We start from the raw sequence: 14,189 nt of genomic DNA, 5'->3' as shown, positions 1-14,189 counted from the left end.
GTCCCGGGGCGCCGCGCCCGCGCCTCAGTAGCGACGGGCGGCGGACGGGTACCGGTGGACCTCGTCGCGCACCACGCGGGTCATGCGCTTCTCCACGATGAAGGAGAGGAAGGGCACGACGCCGCCGCCCGCCATCGCCAGCAGGCGCACCGGCTCCCAGCGCATGAGGGACCACAGGCGGAAGCACGCGAGGAGGTAGACCACGTACATCCAGCCGTGGGCGATGAGGATGAGGAGGGAGAGGTTCACTCCCCCGGTCACCGAGTCCTCCGGATGCAGGCCCAGCACGTTGGGCTCGCCGTCCACCGTGGTGCCGCCCGCGAACAGCTCCTGGTGGAGGCCGTACTTGAACACCATCTCCGCCACGAGCAGCAGGAGCATGACGCCCGTGATCCACGCGCACACCACGTAGAACCGGGTGGCCGAGCGGATCTGCTGCTGCGTGCCGGCGAACCGGCGGCTCTCCCGGCCCGGGCGCGGCGGCGGCTCGGGGAGGTCGGCCTCGGTGATGTCCTCGGGGTCCGGCAGGCTCGCCGGGTCCACGGCGGCGTGCGCGTCCGGTCGGGACTGGGGGTCGGGATGACTCATCGTGTCTGCTCCTTCGGGGGACCCGCGGGTCCGTCGTCGTGCGGGGTGCGCGCGGCCTGCGCCGCGAGCGCCCGCTCCTTGGCCTCGCGCGCGGCGGCCCGGCGCCGGGCGAGCTCCTCGGCCCGCCACTGGGCGGCCCACTCCTCGTCCAGGCGGGCCTCCTGCAGCTCGCGCTCGTGGTCGTCGCGCACGAACCGCCACCACAGGAAGAGGGCGAAGCCCGCGAAGAGGATCCACTCGATCGCGTAGAACACGTTCAGCCAGACGACCTGCGTCTCCTCCGGCTGCGGCGGCACCCACACGGGCTCGAGGCCTCCCGGGGCGGCCCCCGCCGAGACGTCCGCGCCCACCGCGTCCGTCACCGCGAACGCGGCCACGTAGGCGGCGTAGGAGGGCTCGTCCCAGACGTTGACCAGCTGGCCGGGGGCGAGCGTGGTGTACACGGGGCGCCCGGAGGTCTCCGCGGGCTCCGTGGAACGGGGCAGGGGGCCGTCCGGGGGCAGGAGGCGCCCGGTCAGGGTCACCTCGCCCGTGGGCGCCGGGTCCACGAGGGCGGCGTCCTCCGACCAGCCCCGCACGACGGGGACGACCTCGCCGTCCGGGGCGCCGGCCACCCGGAAGGCCGTCACGGTCCAGAAGCCCTGCCGCCCCTCGTGCAGGCGCCGGGCGATGAGTGCGTCCGTGCCCGGGAGGAACGCCCCGGACGCGGTGACGACCTGGTCCGCCTGCGAGGCCAGGAGCGGCTCGGAGGGGCGGACGTGGTCCGTGAACGGGACGGCGTTCTCCGTCTGCGTGCGGGGCGGTGGGGCCGCCGTCTCCGCGGACTGGAACTGCCAGCGCGAGAGGGCCACGAACAGGCCGGCCGCCACGAGGGCCAGCACGAGCGTGGCCAGCCACACGGGCTTCAGGGCGGTACGGAGCACCCGAGATCACTTCTTCCGGAACGGGACGGGCGGGCCGCAGCGACGGCGGGCCGAGGGGCGGTCGGCCGGGGCTGGCGGTGGCCCGCCCCGGCGCCGGTGGTCACATCACGTGCGTGGGCGCGACGATGACCTCCACCTTCTGGAAGTCCTTGAGCTCGGTGTAGCCCGTCGTCGCCATGGCGCGCTTGAGCGCGCCCATGAGGTTGGAGGTGCCGTCCGTCTGGTGGCCGGGGCCCCACAGGAGCTCCTCGAGCGGGGCGACGGTGCCGACGTGCGTGCGGTGGCCGCGCGGCAGGTCCGGGTGGGCGGCCTCGAGGCCCCAGTGCCAGCCGGCTCCGGGCGCCTCGGCGGCGCGGGCGAGCGCGGTGCCGAGCATGACGGCGTCGGCGCCCATCGCGAGCGCCTTGACGATCTGGCCGGAGGTGCCCAGGCCGCCGTCGGCGATCACCTGCACGTAGCGGCCGCCGGACTCGTCCATGTAGTCGCGCCGGGCCTCGGCGATGTCCGAGATGGCCGTGGCCATGGGGACGCGGATGCCGAGGGCGCGGCGCGTCGTCGTCGAGGCGCCGCCGCCGAAGCCCACGAGCACGCCGGCCGCGCCGGTGCGCATGAGGTGCAGCGCCGGGGTGTAGCCCGCGGCGCCGCCCACGATCACGGGGACGTCGAGCTCGTAGATGAACTGCTTGAGGTCCAGCGGCTCGTGCGTGGAGGACACGTGCTCGGCGGAGACGGTGGTGCCGCGGATGACGAAGAGGTCCACGCCCGCGGCGAGCACGGTCTTGTAGAACTGCTGCGTGTTCTGCGGAGTGAGGGAGCCGGCCACCACGACGCCGGCCTCGCGGATCTGCGCGAGGCGCTCCGTGATCAGCTGCGCCTGGATCGGCGCGTCGTAGATCTCCTGGAGGCGGCGGGTGACCTCGGGGCTGCCGGGGGCCGCCTCGAGCGCGGCGATCTCCTCCAGCAGCGGCGCGGGATCCTCGTGCCGGGTCCACAGGCCCTCGAGGTTCAGCACGCCGAGGCCGCCCAGGCGGCCCAGCGCGATGGCCGTGTCCGGGCTCATCACGGAGTCCATGGGGGCGCCGATCACGGGCATGTCGAACGTGTAGGCGTCGATCCGCCAGGACAGGTTCACATCCCGCGGGTCCCGGGTCCGGCGGGCCGGCACCACGGAGACGTCGTCGAGGGAGAAGGCGCGGCGGCCGCGCTTTCCACGGCCGATCTCAATCTGATTCGTCACCTCCCCAGCCTATCCCAGGGATCCTGGGCGCCACCGGGGAGGGCGCCGGGCTCAGCGGGAGCTGTAGTTCGGCGCCTCCACGGTCATCATGATGTCGTGCGGATGGGACTCCTTGAGGCCCGCGGAGGTGATGCGCACGAAGCGTCCGTTCTCCTTGAGGTCCGCGATGGTGGGCGCGCCCGTGTAGAACATGGTCTGGCGCAGGCCGCCCACGAGCTGGTGCACCACGTTGGCGACGTGGCCGCGGTAGGGCACCTGGCCCTCGATGCCCTCCGGGATCAGCTTGTCCTCGGCCGGCACGTCCGCCTGGAAGTAGCGGTCCTTGGAGTAGGAGCGCTTGCCGTTGCGGGTCTGCATGGCGCCCAGGGAGCCCATGCCGCGGTAGGCCTTGAACTGCTTGCCCTGGTAGAACACCAGGTCGCCCGGGGACTCGGCGGTGCCGGCCAGCAGGGAGCCGAGCATCACGGAGTCGGCGCCGGCCACGAGCGCCTTGCCGATGTCGCCGGAGTGCTGCAGGCCGCCGTCGGCGATCAGCGGCACGCCCGCGGGGCGCGTGGCCTTGGCCGCCTCGTAGATCGCGGTGATCTGGGGGACACCGACGCCGGCCACCACGCGCGTGGTGCAGATGGAGCCCGGGCCGACGCCGACCTTCACGGCGTCCGCGCCGGCGTCGACGATCGCCTTGGCGCCCGCGTACGTGGCGGCCTGGCCGCCGATGATGTCCACGTGCGCCGCGGCCTTCTCCTTCTTCAGGCGGGCGATCATGTCCAGCACGCCGTGGGTGTGGCCGTTGGCGGTGTCCACCACGAGGGCGTCCACCCCCGCCTCGACGAGCGCCATGGCCCGCTCCCAGCCGTCGCCGAAGAAGCCGACGGCGCCGCCCACGCGCAGGCGGCCCTCCTCGTCCTTCGCGGCGTCCGGGTACTTCTCCGCCTTGTCGAAGTCCTTGACGGTGATCAGGCCCTGCAGCCGGTTCTGATCGTCCACGAGGGGGAGCTTCTCGATGCGGTGGCGGGAGAAGAGCGCGACCGTCTCCTCGCGGGAGATGCCCACGGGGCCCGTGATGAGCGGCATCGGCGTCATGGCCGAGCGCACCGTGCGGGTGGCGAAGTCCTCGTGGTCCACGAAGCGGACGTCGCGGTTGGTGATGATGCCGACCAGCACGCCGTCCGTGTCCACCACGGGCAGGCCGGAGACGCGGTACTGCGCGCACAGCTCGTCGAGCTCCTCGAGGGTGGCGTCCGGGCCGACGGTGACGGGGTCCGTGATCATGCCGGACTCGGAGCGCTTCACCGTGTCCACGTGCGAGGCCTGGTCCTCGATGGAGAGGTTGCGGTGGATGATGCCCATGCCGCCCTGGCGCGCCATCGCGATGGCCAGCGGCGCCTCGGTCACCGTGTCCATGGCGGCCGAGATGACGGGGATGTTCAGGCGGATCCGCTTGGTCACCTGCGTCCCGGTGTCCGCGTCCGCCGGGATGACGTCCGTGTGGCTGGGCAGGAGGAGGACGTCGTCGTACGTCAGGCCGAAGAATCCGAACGGATCGGCGGCGGAGTGGACGGGGTCCGAGGACGGGCCGGTGCTGGTGGTGGTCACGAAGGGGCCTTTCGAGACGGGGGTTTCCGCGATTCTATGCCCACGGGGTGGTGCGCCGGGGATGGGTGCGTCGGCGGTCACAGGGTCGGGCGGGTCCGGGTCGAGGACCGGAGACGGAGGTCGGCATGGGAGCTCCCCGATGATGTGACGGTCGGGGCGGTCCCGTGAGGTCCGCCATGATTCGCGCACGGGCCGCCGGCGAGACCGGCGTCACGCCCGAGTCACAGAACGCAACCCGTTTCGTCGTCGTGCTAAGCACCCTCCTAGCCTCTCCCGGTGAGCACAGCACAGACCTCCCCCGCACCGGCCGCGCGACGCCGGCTCCCCGCCTGGATGACCAACTTCGGCTGGCAGATCGTGGCCGCCCTCGTCCTCGGCCTCGTCCTCGGCCTCCTCGCCCGCGGCATGGGCCACACCGAGGAGAACCCGACCTGGCTCGGAGAGATGCTCGACCTGATCGGCGGCATCTACGTGACCCTCCTGAAGGCCGCGGTCGTCCCGCTGGTCTTCTTCGCCGTCGTCGCCTCCATCGCCAACCTCGCCCAGGTGACCAACGCGGCCCGCCTGGCCGCGAAGACCCTGCTGTGGTTCGCGATCACGAGCCTCATCGCCGTGCTGGTGGGCCTCGCCGTGGGCGTGATGCTGCAGCCCGGCGTCGGCACCGGGCAGACCGCCCCGGACTCATACAACGCCCGCGACGTGGGCTGGCTCGACTTCGTGACCTCCATGGTCCCGGTCAACTTCCTCGGCCTCACCGTGAAGGCGTCCACCAGCGACGCCGGCGCCGTCGTCGCCTCCCCCACCTTCAACGTGCTCCAGGTGCTCGTCATCTCGATCGCGGTGGGCGTCGCCGCCCTCAAGGTGGGTGAGAAGGCCGAGCCGTTCCTCGCGTTCTCCCGCTCGATGCTGGCCATCATCCAGAAGGTCCTGTGGTGGATCATCCGCCTCGCACCGATCGGCACCATCGGCCTGCTGGGCACCGCCGTGGCCTCCTACGGCTGGTCCACCATGGGCACGCTCGTGAAGTTCGTGATCGCCATCTACATCGGCCTCGCCCTCATCATGCTCGTGGTCTACCCGCTGCTGGCCCGAGCGCACGGCCTCTCCGTGCGGCAGTTCTTCTCCGGCGTGTGGCCGGCGTTCCAGCTGGGCTTCGTCTCCCGCTCCTCGCTGGGCACCCTGCCCGTGACCCAGCGCGTGGCCGAGCGGAACTTCGGCGTGCCCACCGGCTACGCCTCCTTCGCCGTCCCGCTGGGCGCCACCACCAAGATGGACGGCTGCGCCGCCATCTACCCCGCCATCGCGGCCGTGTTCGTGGCGCAGTTCTACGGCATCGACCTGAGCCTCGGCCAGTACGCGCTGATCGTGCTCGTCTCCGTGCTGGGCTCGGCGGCCACGGCCGGCACCACCGGCGCCACCGTGATGCTCACGCTCACCCTCTCGACCGCGGGCCTGCCCCTCGAGGGCATGGCGCTGCTGCTCGCCATCGACCCGATCGTGGACATGGGGCGCACCGCCCTGAACGTCTCCGGCCAGGCGCTCATCCCGGCCCTCGTGGCCAAGCAGGAGGGCATCCTGGACCAGGCCCGCTACGACGCCGAGCGCGGCGACGTGATGGCCGACGACGACGCCGAGATCGTCGAAGCCCGGGCACAGGACCGCGCCGACACGCAGGCGCAGATGGTCGGGGTCGACACGCGTCCCTGACGCGGCCCCTCGCTCGACGCGCTGATCAGGGGAGGAGGGGCCATGGCCCCTCCTCCCCTGGCCTGTCCCCACGTCGGCGACTCCCTCGGCGCGCTGCCCGGTGGTCCCGCGCCCTCTCCCCCGCGCCCCCCTGGCGCAAGACCTCATCACGCGGCGGTCCGTCACGGCGCCGGGTCCGACGTCCCGGACCGCCATCGATCCCGTTGCGTCAAGGACGCGGCCGCGGAGCGCCCCGGTGCGCCAACGGAAGCGGGCACAGGTGCGGAGACGCGAAACGGCCCGTCATCTGCGCGCGCAGATGACGGGCCGTCGTCGTGAGGGAGCCGGCCCTGCCGGCGACGTCACTCAGCTCAGTGCTGGTGGCCGTGCTCGTCCTCGTCCTCGGGCTTGTCCGCCACGAGGGTCTCGGTGGTGAGCACGAGCGCCGCGATGGACGCCGCGTTGGCCAGCGCGGAGCGGGTGACCTTCACGGGGTCGATCACGCCGTCGGCGAGGAGGTCGCCGTACACGCCCGTCTTCGCGTTGTAGCCGTGGTTCGGCGCCAGCTCGGCGACCTTGGAGACGACGACGTAGCCGTCCTCGCCCGCGTTCTGGGCGATCCAGCGCAGCGGCTGCTTGAGCGCCTTGCGCACGATCTCCACGCCCGCGGCGGCGTCCCCGGTGAGGGCCTGCACGTCGGCGTCCTCGTCCAGGACGGAGAGGGCGTTGATGAGGGCGGTGCCGCCGCCGGCGACGATGCCCTCCTCGAGCGCGGCACGCGTGGAGGACACGGCGTCCTCGATGCGGTGCTTGCGCTCCTTGAGCTCCACCTCGGTGGCGGCGCCCACGCGGATCACGCCGATGCCGCCGGCGAGCTTGGCGAGGCGCTCCTGCAGCTTCTCGCGGTCCCAGTCGGAGTCGGTCGCGGCGACCTCGGCCTTGATCTGGGAGACGCGGGCGTCCACGTCGGCCTTCTCACCGCCGCCGTCCACGATCGTGGTGTTGTCCTTGGACACGGTGATGCGGCGGGCGGTGCCGAGCACGTCGAGGTCGGCCTGCTCGAGCTTCATGCCGAGGTCCGGGGAGACCACCTGGGCGCCGGTGAGGATCGCGATGTCCTGCATCATGGCCTTGCGGCGGTCGCCGAAGCCCGGGGCCTTCACGGCCACGACGTTCAGGGTGCCGCGGATCTTGTTGACCACGAGGGTGGACAGGGCCTCGCCCTCGACGTCCTCCGCGATCACGAACAGCGGGCGGTTGGACTGCAGGACCTTCTCCAGCAGGGGCAGCAGCTCCTGCACGTTGGAGATCTTGCCGGAGTTGATGAGGATGTACGGGTCCTCGAGCACGGCCTCCTGACGCTCGGCGTCGGTGACCATGTACGGGGACAGGTAGCCCTTGTCGAACTGCATGCCCTCGGTGACGTCCAGCTCCGTCGAGGTGGTGGAGGACTCCTCGATGGTGATGACGCCGTCGGTGCCCACGGTGTCGAAGGCGCGGGCCAGCAGCTCGCCGACCTCGTCCGACTGCGCGGAGATGGCGGCCACGTGGGCCACGTTCTTGCCCTCGACCGGGCGGGCGTTCTCCAGCAGGCGCTTCTCGACGGCGGACACGGCCGCCTCGATGCCCTTCTTGACGTCGTTCGGCGCGGCGCCGGCGGCGACCTGGCGCATGCCCTCGTTCACGAGGGCCTGGGCCAGCACGGTGGCGGTGGTGGTGCCGTCGCCCGCGATGTCGTTGGTCTTGGTGGCGACCTCCTTGGCGAGCTGGGCGCCCATGTTCTCGTAGGGGTCGTCCAGCTCGATCTCACGGGCGATCGTGACGCCGTCGTTGGTGATGGTGGGTGCGCCCCACGCCTTGTCGAGCACCACGTTGCGGCCCTTGGGGCCGAGCGTCACCTTGACGGTGTCGGCGAGCTTGTCGATGCCGGCCTGGAGGGCGCGGCGTGCGTCGTCGTTGAATGCCAGCTGCTTGGCCATGACGGACGCTCCTTTCGGTTCAGGAAGTCTTCAGGAAGTCTTCGGGGAGTGCGGGACGCGTCGGGCCCGGGGCGGCGCACCGGTGGGGTGCGCTCCGCTCACCGGGCCCGACGCGCGGGGGTCACTTGGTGACGATGGCCAGCACGTCGCGGGCGGAGAGCACGAGGTACTCCTCGCCGCCGACCTTGACCTCGGTGCCGCCGTACTTGGAGTACAGGACGACGTCGCCCTCGGCGACGTCCACCGGCACGCGGCTGCCGTTCTCGGCGACGCGGCCCGGGCCCACGGCCACGACCTGGCCCTCCTGGGGCTTCTCCTTGGCGGTGTCCGGGATGACGAGGCCGGAGGCGGTGGTCTGCTCGGCCTCCAGCGGGCGGACGACGATGCGGTCCTCGAGGGGCTTGATGGCAACGGACATGCTGCACACTCCTTCTTGTTCGACGTGCGGGCCGGCGACAGGGCCGCCGAGTCTGCGTTGACGTGGTCTCAGGGGGTGCCACGGGCGTGGAGACCCTCCGTCGTCGCGGTGCCGCAGGGTCCATCCTCGGGCGTTGGCACCCGGTACCCCCGAGTGCCAGTGTCGACTCTACTCCGGGCCTTGGCACTCCTTCAACACGAGTGCCAGCCGCGTCCGGGGGCGGGGTCCGCTCGCCGACTCGCCGCGCGGCTCGAGTCGTCAGCGCCCACTCATGGCCCCTGCCGTATGGACCCGGTTCCAGGGTGGTCACAACACGCCGTCTGCAAGAAGTTCAGGCGGCGTGTTGCGACCAGCCTGCGGGGGGCCCGGGCGGAGCGGTGGCGGCGGGGCCGGAGACAGGGCGGGAGGGCCATAGGGGTCGTCGGGAGGGAGGCGGGACCACCCTCCCCCGGAGCGGACACGCAACGCCCCTGCACAGCGGCCGACGGCGGGCTGCCCCATCCCCAGATGTGCTCACCGCGAGCGTCGCACGGTCCCGCTGCGCCGAGGCTTCGGCCATGTCGCCGACGACGCCCTCGGGCCTTCCTCCCCTGCCTCCTGCGTTCACCACAGCTGAAGCGCGGACAGCGGGGGTGCCCCCTCAACGGCTGCGACGCGCTGACCTCTCCACTCCCCTGCACGGCGTGCGGGTCCGCGCGGAGTCTCCCGGCCCGTCATGGGCGGACGTCGGCCTGGCCGAACCGGGCCACGGATGGAGCGGTGCTGTCCTCGCCGCCCTGCTGCGCCGACGCGGTGCGGCGGTGCTCTCCCACGACACCGCGGCGCATCTGCACGGCATGCCGACCCCGCACGCCGCGGCCCCCTCCAGCCTCGTCCACGTCACGCTCCCGCCGGGGCAGCGGCTGCGGCGCGAGGGCGTCGCCCCGCACCGTCGGGATCTTCCAGCGCACCACGTGGGTGCCGTCCACGGGCTGCGGGCCACCACGCCGGAGCGGACCTGGGTGGACCTGTGCACGCGCGGCGCTCCGTGGACGCCGGAGGACCTCATCGCCGCCGGCGACCACCTGCTCGCCCGGCGCTGGTCGCGGCGAGGACGACGCGAGCCGGCGTCGACTCCGGATGGGCTGGCCGCCGTCGTGGAGGCGCTGGGTGGTGTACCGGGCATCGATGCGGCGCGACGGGCGCTGGCGCAGGTGCGCGTGGGGTCGGACTCTCCCCTGGAGACGCGTGTGCGGCTCGATCTGATCGCTGCGGGGCTGGGCGAACCCATCCTGCAGTTCCGCCTCGACGCCGCCGATCCCCAGTGTCCCGAGGTGGACTTGTACTACGCCGACGGCGCCGTCGCTCTCGAATACGACGGCGCGCATCACCTCGCGCGGGAGCAGCAGGCCCGGGACGCCCGGCGGGACCGCTGGCTCCTCGCGCGGGGGGTCGCTCCCCTGCGGGTGACGGTCGAGGATCACCGTGAGGCCTGCCGACGGCTGGTCGAGGTCATTCTCGGACGGCGGGCGGCGGGGCATCGCATCGACCCGCGCCCGGAGTCCACCTCGCAGAGTGGTCACGACGCGCCGCCTGCAGAGAGTTGAGACGGCGTGTTGTGACCACTCTGGGAGGGTGTGGGCGTCTCTGGGAGGGTGTGGGCGTCTCTCGGAGGGTGTGGGCGTCGGATGGAGGGACCGGAGACCACACGGGCGGCCGACGGCAGCTCCAGCCCAGCCCAGCCCCGCTCAGTAGTAGACGGCGAGCGGGCCGGCCGGCCCCTCCACCACGTGGCACGGCGTCTTGAAGATCCGCTCGAGGACCTCGGGGCGCATGATCTCGTGGGGCGAGCCCGTCTCCACCACCTGGCCGTCGCCCATGGCCACGATGTGGTCGGCGTAGTGCGCGGCGAAGTTGATGTCGTGCAGCACGATCACCACGGTGCGGCCCAGCTCGTCGGCGGCGCGGCGCAGCTGCTGCATCATCTGCACCGAGTGCTGCATGTCCAGGTTGTTCAGCGGCTCGTCGAGCAGCACGTACTCGGTGTTCTGCGCGAGCACCATGGCCACGTAGGCACGCTGACGCTGGCCGCCGGAGAGCTGGTCGAGGTAGCGGTTCTCGAACGGCCCCAGGCCCAGGAAGTCCACGGCCTCGGAGATGTGGCGCTCGTCGTCGAGGGTCAGCCGCCCGCGGGAGTACGGGTACCGTCCGAAGCCCACGAGCTGCCGCACCGTCAGGCGCGTGATGAAGTGGTTCTCCTGGCGCAGGATGGACAAGGTCTGCGCGATCCGCCGCGACGCGGTCGCGGTGATGTCCTGGCCGCCCACGGCGATCGTCCCGGCGTCCGCGTCCTGCAGCCGCCCGATCATCGTCAGCACGGTGGACTTGCCCGCGCCGTTGGGTCCCACGAGGGCGGTGATGCCCCCGGCGGGGATCTGCAGGTCCACCGGACCGATGCACACCTCGTCACTGTGGCGCTTGGTGACGCCCCGCAGTTCGATCACAGCCGACCCTTTCTCATCACGACGATCAAGAAGGTGATGCCGCCCACGAGCTCGATGACCACGGTGACCGCACCCCCCGCGTAGAAGACGTGCCGCAGCACGAAGTAGGCGCTCGCGAGCACGGCGTAGCCGGCCAGTGCGGCCACGGGCAGCACGAGACGGTGGTCGTACGTGTCCGTGATGGAGTACGCCAGTGTGGCCACGAGGAAGCCGAGGAACGTCATCGGCCCCACCAGGGCGGTGGTCATGGCCATGAGCACGGAGACGAGCAGCAGCGTCCCCATGAGCTCCCGGCGGTGGCTCAGCCCCAGGTTGGTGGACACGTCGGCGCCGAGGGCCACCACGTTCATTCGCCGCGAGCGCAGCCACAGCAGGAGGCACACCACGACGACGATCGGCGCGGCCACCGCCACGTACTCGGTGCGCGCGTTGGAGATGTTGCCGAACAGGCGGGCCGAGAGCACGTCGAACGAGTTGGGGTCCAGCAGGCGCTGCATGAAGGTGCTCAGCGCCGCCAGTCCCCCGCCCAGGACCACGCCCACGAGCAGCATCAGGTGCATGCTCCCGTACGGCCGGGAGAGCAGCCACGAGTACAGGGCGGTGGCCAGCACCACCATGAGCGCAGCCTGGGCCAGGAAGGGCCCGGTCCCGCTCACCACGGCGACGCCGGCAGCCCCCAGCGCGTACACGGCGGCGGTCTGCACCGCCACGTAGAGGGCCTCGAAGCCCATGATCGAGGGAGTGATGATCCGGTTGCCGGTGGCGGTGTGGAAGCTGACCGTGGCGAACGCGTGGCACAGGGCCACGAGGGCGATCACCCCGATCGCGTCCACGCGCATCCCTGCGATGAGCCAGAACGCGCGGGAGCCCGGCGTCGCCTCATTGCCCCACAGCAGGATGCCGGCCGTCGCGGCCAGCCCGACGACGGCGAGCACCGCCACGGTCACGAGGTAGCGGGTGCGCTCGGCGCGGGTGACGAACGGGCCGGACGCGCGAGCGCGGTCGGCGAGGGGACCGGCGGCAGTGGAGCCGCGGCGCAGTCCCGGGACGGTGCGGGCCTCAGCCATGCTTGGCCTGCCTCAGGAGCAGGGCGAGGAACACCATGGCCCCCACGACGCCGAGGATCAGGGAGATCGGCACCTCGAAGGGCATGATCACGGTGCGCCCGATGACGTCGCACACGATGACCACCCAGATGCCCACCATGACCACCCACGGCAGGTTGGTGCGCAGGTTGTCCCCGCGCACCATGGAGACGATGTTCGGCACCACGAGCCCCAGGAAGGGCAGGGCCCCGATCACCACGGTGACCACGCCCGTGGCCACGGACACCATCGCGACGCCGGTGAAGACGACCGCCTCGTAGTTCAGCCCCACGTTCGTGGCGATGTCCTTGCCCAGACCGGCCACGGTGAAGCGGTCAGCGATCACGAAGACCGCCACGCACACGGCCAGCACGATGAACAGCAGCTCGTAGCGGCCGCGCACCACGGAGGTGAAGGAGCCGGCGAACCACGCGCCCATCTGCTGGAGCATGTCGGTCTGCAGCGCGAGGAACGTCGAGGCCGAGCCCACGACGGCGCCCATCATGATGCCCACGATCGGCACGATCAGGGAGGAGGAGAGCCGCACGCGGCGCAGGAACAGGAAGAAGACCATGGTGCCCACGAAGGCGAACAGCACGGCGCCGACCATGCGGGTCATGATCCCGGCGCCCGGGATGAGGAGCATGGTGACCAGCAGCCCCAGCCCCGCCCACTCGGTGGTGCCGGTCGTGCTGGGCTCGACGAACCGGTTCTGCGTCATGAGCTGCATGATCAGCCCGCACATGGCCATGGCGGCGCCGGCCAGGATCAGCGCGATCGTGCGGGGCACGCGCGTGATGCCGAACATCTCCGCCCCGCCCTCCGCGCCGAGGTCGTAGACCCCCACGAAGAGGGAGAGGACGGTGAGCGCCACGGTGATCGCGGCGCCGGCGAGCAGGGGCCACGTGCGCTGCCAGCGCGAACGCTCGGGGCGCAGGACGGCGGGAGGGACCCAGCACACGCGTTCGCCCGGACCCGCCGCGAGGGGCTGGGTCCGGGCGTCGACGGTGCCGGTGGGCGACTGGGTCACCGGGCGCCCTCGAAGGCGTCCGCGAGATCCTCCATGATCGTCGTGTAGTTCTGGATGTCCTCGGCCACGTACAGGTCCGCGGGCAGGTAGACGATGTGGCCCTCCTTGACGGCCGGCACGTCCTTCAGCGCCTCGGACTGCTCGATGAGCTCCTTGGCGGTGCCGTTCTCCTCGCCGATCGCGGCGTCGCGGTCCATGACGATGATCCAGTCCGGGTTGGAGGAGGCGATGGCCTCCACGGAGATGTCGTCGCCCTGGTGGTTGTCGGAGCCGGACTGCTCGAGGGCGGGGGTCAAGCCCAGGATGTCGAAGAGGGGGCCGATCGAGCGGCCCGTCGACGGCGCGACGTAGGCGAGGTCGCCGCCGGTGGCGATCAGGCCCATGACCGTCTGCTCCGGGTCGTACGCCTCCTTGGCCCGCTCGACGGCGGCGTCGAAGTCGGCGTTGAGCTGCTTCGCCTCCTCCTGGTGGCCGGTGGTGTCGCCCAGGAGCGTGGTCAGCTCCTTGAGGCCCTCGTCCAGCGGGGTCTTCACGGGGTCGAAGTCGGTGTCCACGATCGCGGCGTCGCCGGTGAGCTCGTCGATCTCGGCCTTGCGGTCCCGGAAGCGCTGGCCGTTGAGGACCACGTCCGGCTCGGCGGTGACGAAGGCCTCCATGTCCGGCTCGCGGTGGTTGCCGATGTCCTTCACGTCCGCGTCGTCGAGGTACGACGGGCCGCCCTCGCCCTTGTACATGATCTGCTTCGGGGCGGCGCTCAGCTCCACTCCCCACTCGTCCAGCGTGCGGAAGGTCCGGTTGTCGGTCGCGATCACGGAGTCCACCTCCTGCGGGAGGGTGATCTGCGCACCGGACATGTCGGTCACGGTGGCGCCCGCGGCGACGCCCTGCGCGGAGCCGGCCGACGAGGAGACGCCGGCGCCGTCGGCGGCCGAGCTCGTCCCCGCGGAGCCGTTGGAGCCTCCCGCGGAGCAGCCGACGAGGGCGAGGGCGGCGACCGAGGTCAGGGCGATCGCCGACAGGCGAGGGGAGTGGGGGGCGCGCTGCATGGTTCTCCTCCCGGGCGCCGCTCGAGGCGGGCCGAGGTCTGGGGTGTCTCGTCAGGGTCGGCAGGGCCCACCCTCAGGTGAGGCTTGCCTCAGTGGATTAGAGTACATATGAGTGCGC

The 14,189-nt window shown here is 71.7% G+C and carries 13 protein-coding genes; 2 read left to right on the top strand and 11 right to left on the bottom strand.

Annotated elements, in window-relative coordinates; translation table 11 throughout:
- Nucleotides 1-24: 24 nt before the first annotated feature.
- The 4 genes from AB0302_RS09845 to guaB all read right to left on the bottom strand — a co-directional run bounded on the left by AB0302_RS09845 (nucleotide 25) and on the right by guaB (nucleotide 4,344).
- The gene (locus AB0302_RS09845; RefSeq protein WP_366371746.1) at nucleotides 25-588 is read right to left on the bottom strand and encodes a DUF3817 domain-containing protein; all 564 of its coding nucleotides are present in this window, start codon (nucleotides 586-588) and stop codon (nucleotides 25-27) included.
- The gene (locus tag AB0302_RS09840) at nucleotides 585-1,511 is read right to left on the bottom strand and encodes an SURF1 family protein (RefSeq protein WP_343282033.1); all 927 of its coding nucleotides are present in this window, start codon (nucleotides 1,509-1,511) and stop codon (nucleotides 585-587) included. Before AB0302_RS09840 ends, AB0302_RS09845 begins: the two co-directional genes overlap by 4 nt.
- Before the next feature lie 100 nt (nucleotides 1,512-1,611).
- Nucleotides 1,612-2,748 (bottom strand): GuaB3 family IMP dehydrogenase-related protein, encoded by a 1,137-nt coding sequence (locus AB0302_RS09835; protein ID WP_366371744.1) that lies wholly within the window; start codon nucleotides 2,746-2,748, stop codon nucleotides 1,612-1,614.
- Nucleotides 2,749-2,799: 51 nt separating this feature from the next.
- A complete protein-coding gene (guaB, locus tag AB0302_RS09830; RefSeq protein ID WP_319074112.1) occupies nucleotides 2,800-4,344 on the bottom strand; it encodes an IMP dehydrogenase in 1,545 nt (514 codons plus the stop codon).
- 276 nt (nucleotides 4,345-4,620) lie between these two features.
- Between guaB and AB0302_RS09825 the strand changes: the two genes are divergently transcribed.
- A complete protein-coding gene (locus tag AB0302_RS09825) occupies nucleotides 4,621-6,051 on the top strand; it encodes a dicarboxylate/amino acid:cation symporter (RefSeq protein WP_366371742.1) in 1,431 nt (476 codons plus the stop codon).
- Nucleotides 6,052-6,401: 350 nt separating this feature from the next.
- Here AB0302_RS09825 and groL read toward each other — a convergent pair whose 3' ends face one another.
- The 3 genes from groL to AB0302_RS09810 all read right to left on the bottom strand — a co-directional run bounded on the left by groL (nucleotide 6,402) and on the right by AB0302_RS09810 (nucleotide 9,395).
- Complete coding sequence (gene groL / locus AB0302_RS09820; RefSeq protein ID WP_298711606.1) at nucleotides 6,402-8,009, bottom strand: chaperonin GroEL; 1,608 nt, start codon at nucleotides 8,007-8,009, stop codon at nucleotides 6,402-6,404.
- Nucleotides 8,010-8,130: 121 nt separating this feature from the next.
- A complete protein-coding gene (gene groES / locus AB0302_RS09815; RefSeq protein ID WP_248115875.1) occupies nucleotides 8,131-8,427 on the bottom strand; it encodes a co-chaperone GroES in 297 nt (98 codons plus the stop codon).
- A 713-nt stretch (nucleotides 8,428-9,140) separates the two neighbouring features.
- Entirely contained in the window at nucleotides 9,141-9,395 is a 255-nt protein-coding gene (locus AB0302_RS09810; protein ID WP_298711609.1) for a hypothetical protein, read from the bottom strand.
- Between AB0302_RS09810 and AB0302_RS09805 the strand changes: the two genes are divergently transcribed.
- Nucleotides 9,381-10,013 carry a hypothetical protein gene (locus AB0302_RS09805; RefSeq protein ID WP_366371739.1) on the top strand — a complete coding sequence of 211 codons (633 nt, stop codon included), beginning with the start codon at nucleotides 9,381-9,383 and terminating at the stop codon, nucleotides 10,011-10,013. The two genes, AB0302_RS09810 and AB0302_RS09805, sit on opposite strands and share 15 nt — an antisense overlap.
- 141 nt (nucleotides 10,014-10,154) lie before the next feature.
- Here AB0302_RS09805 and AB0302_RS09800 read toward each other — a convergent pair whose 3' ends face one another.
- From AB0302_RS09800 to AB0302_RS09785, 4 genes are read right to left on the bottom strand one after another with little or no spacing between them, the layout of a single operon-like run.
- On the bottom strand, nucleotides 10,155-10,910 hold the full coding sequence (locus tag AB0302_RS09800; RefSeq protein ID WP_366371737.1) for an ATP-binding cassette domain-containing protein: 756 nt from the start codon (nucleotides 10,908-10,910) through the stop codon (nucleotides 10,155-10,157).
- Nucleotides 10,907-11,977, bottom strand: a complete 1,071-nt coding sequence (locus AB0302_RS09795) for an iron chelate uptake ABC transporter family permease subunit (protein WP_298711614.1) — start codon at nucleotides 11,975-11,977, stop codon at nucleotides 10,907-10,909. Before AB0302_RS09795 ends, AB0302_RS09800 begins: the two co-directional genes overlap by 4 nt.
- Entirely contained in the window at nucleotides 11,970-13,025 is a 1,056-nt protein-coding gene (locus AB0302_RS09790) for an ABC transporter permease (protein ID WP_366371734.1), read from the bottom strand. The genes AB0302_RS09795 and AB0302_RS09790 overlap by 8 nt, the downstream gene beginning before the upstream one ends.
- Entirely contained in the window at nucleotides 13,022-14,071 is a 1,050-nt protein-coding gene (locus tag AB0302_RS09785) for an ABC transporter substrate-binding protein (protein WP_366371732.1), read from the bottom strand. Before AB0302_RS09785 ends, AB0302_RS09790 begins: the two co-directional genes overlap by 4 nt.
- Between the last annotated feature and the right edge of the window lie 118 nt (nucleotides 14,072-14,189).

This window comes from Micrococcus sp. NPDC078436 (genome assembly GCF_040702705.1).
Lineage (GTDB): Bacteria > Actinomycetota > Actinomycetes > Actinomycetales > Micrococcaceae > Micrococcus.
Note: the sequence above shows the minus strand (reverse complement) of the source record. Positions and strands in the feature narration are given on the sequence as shown.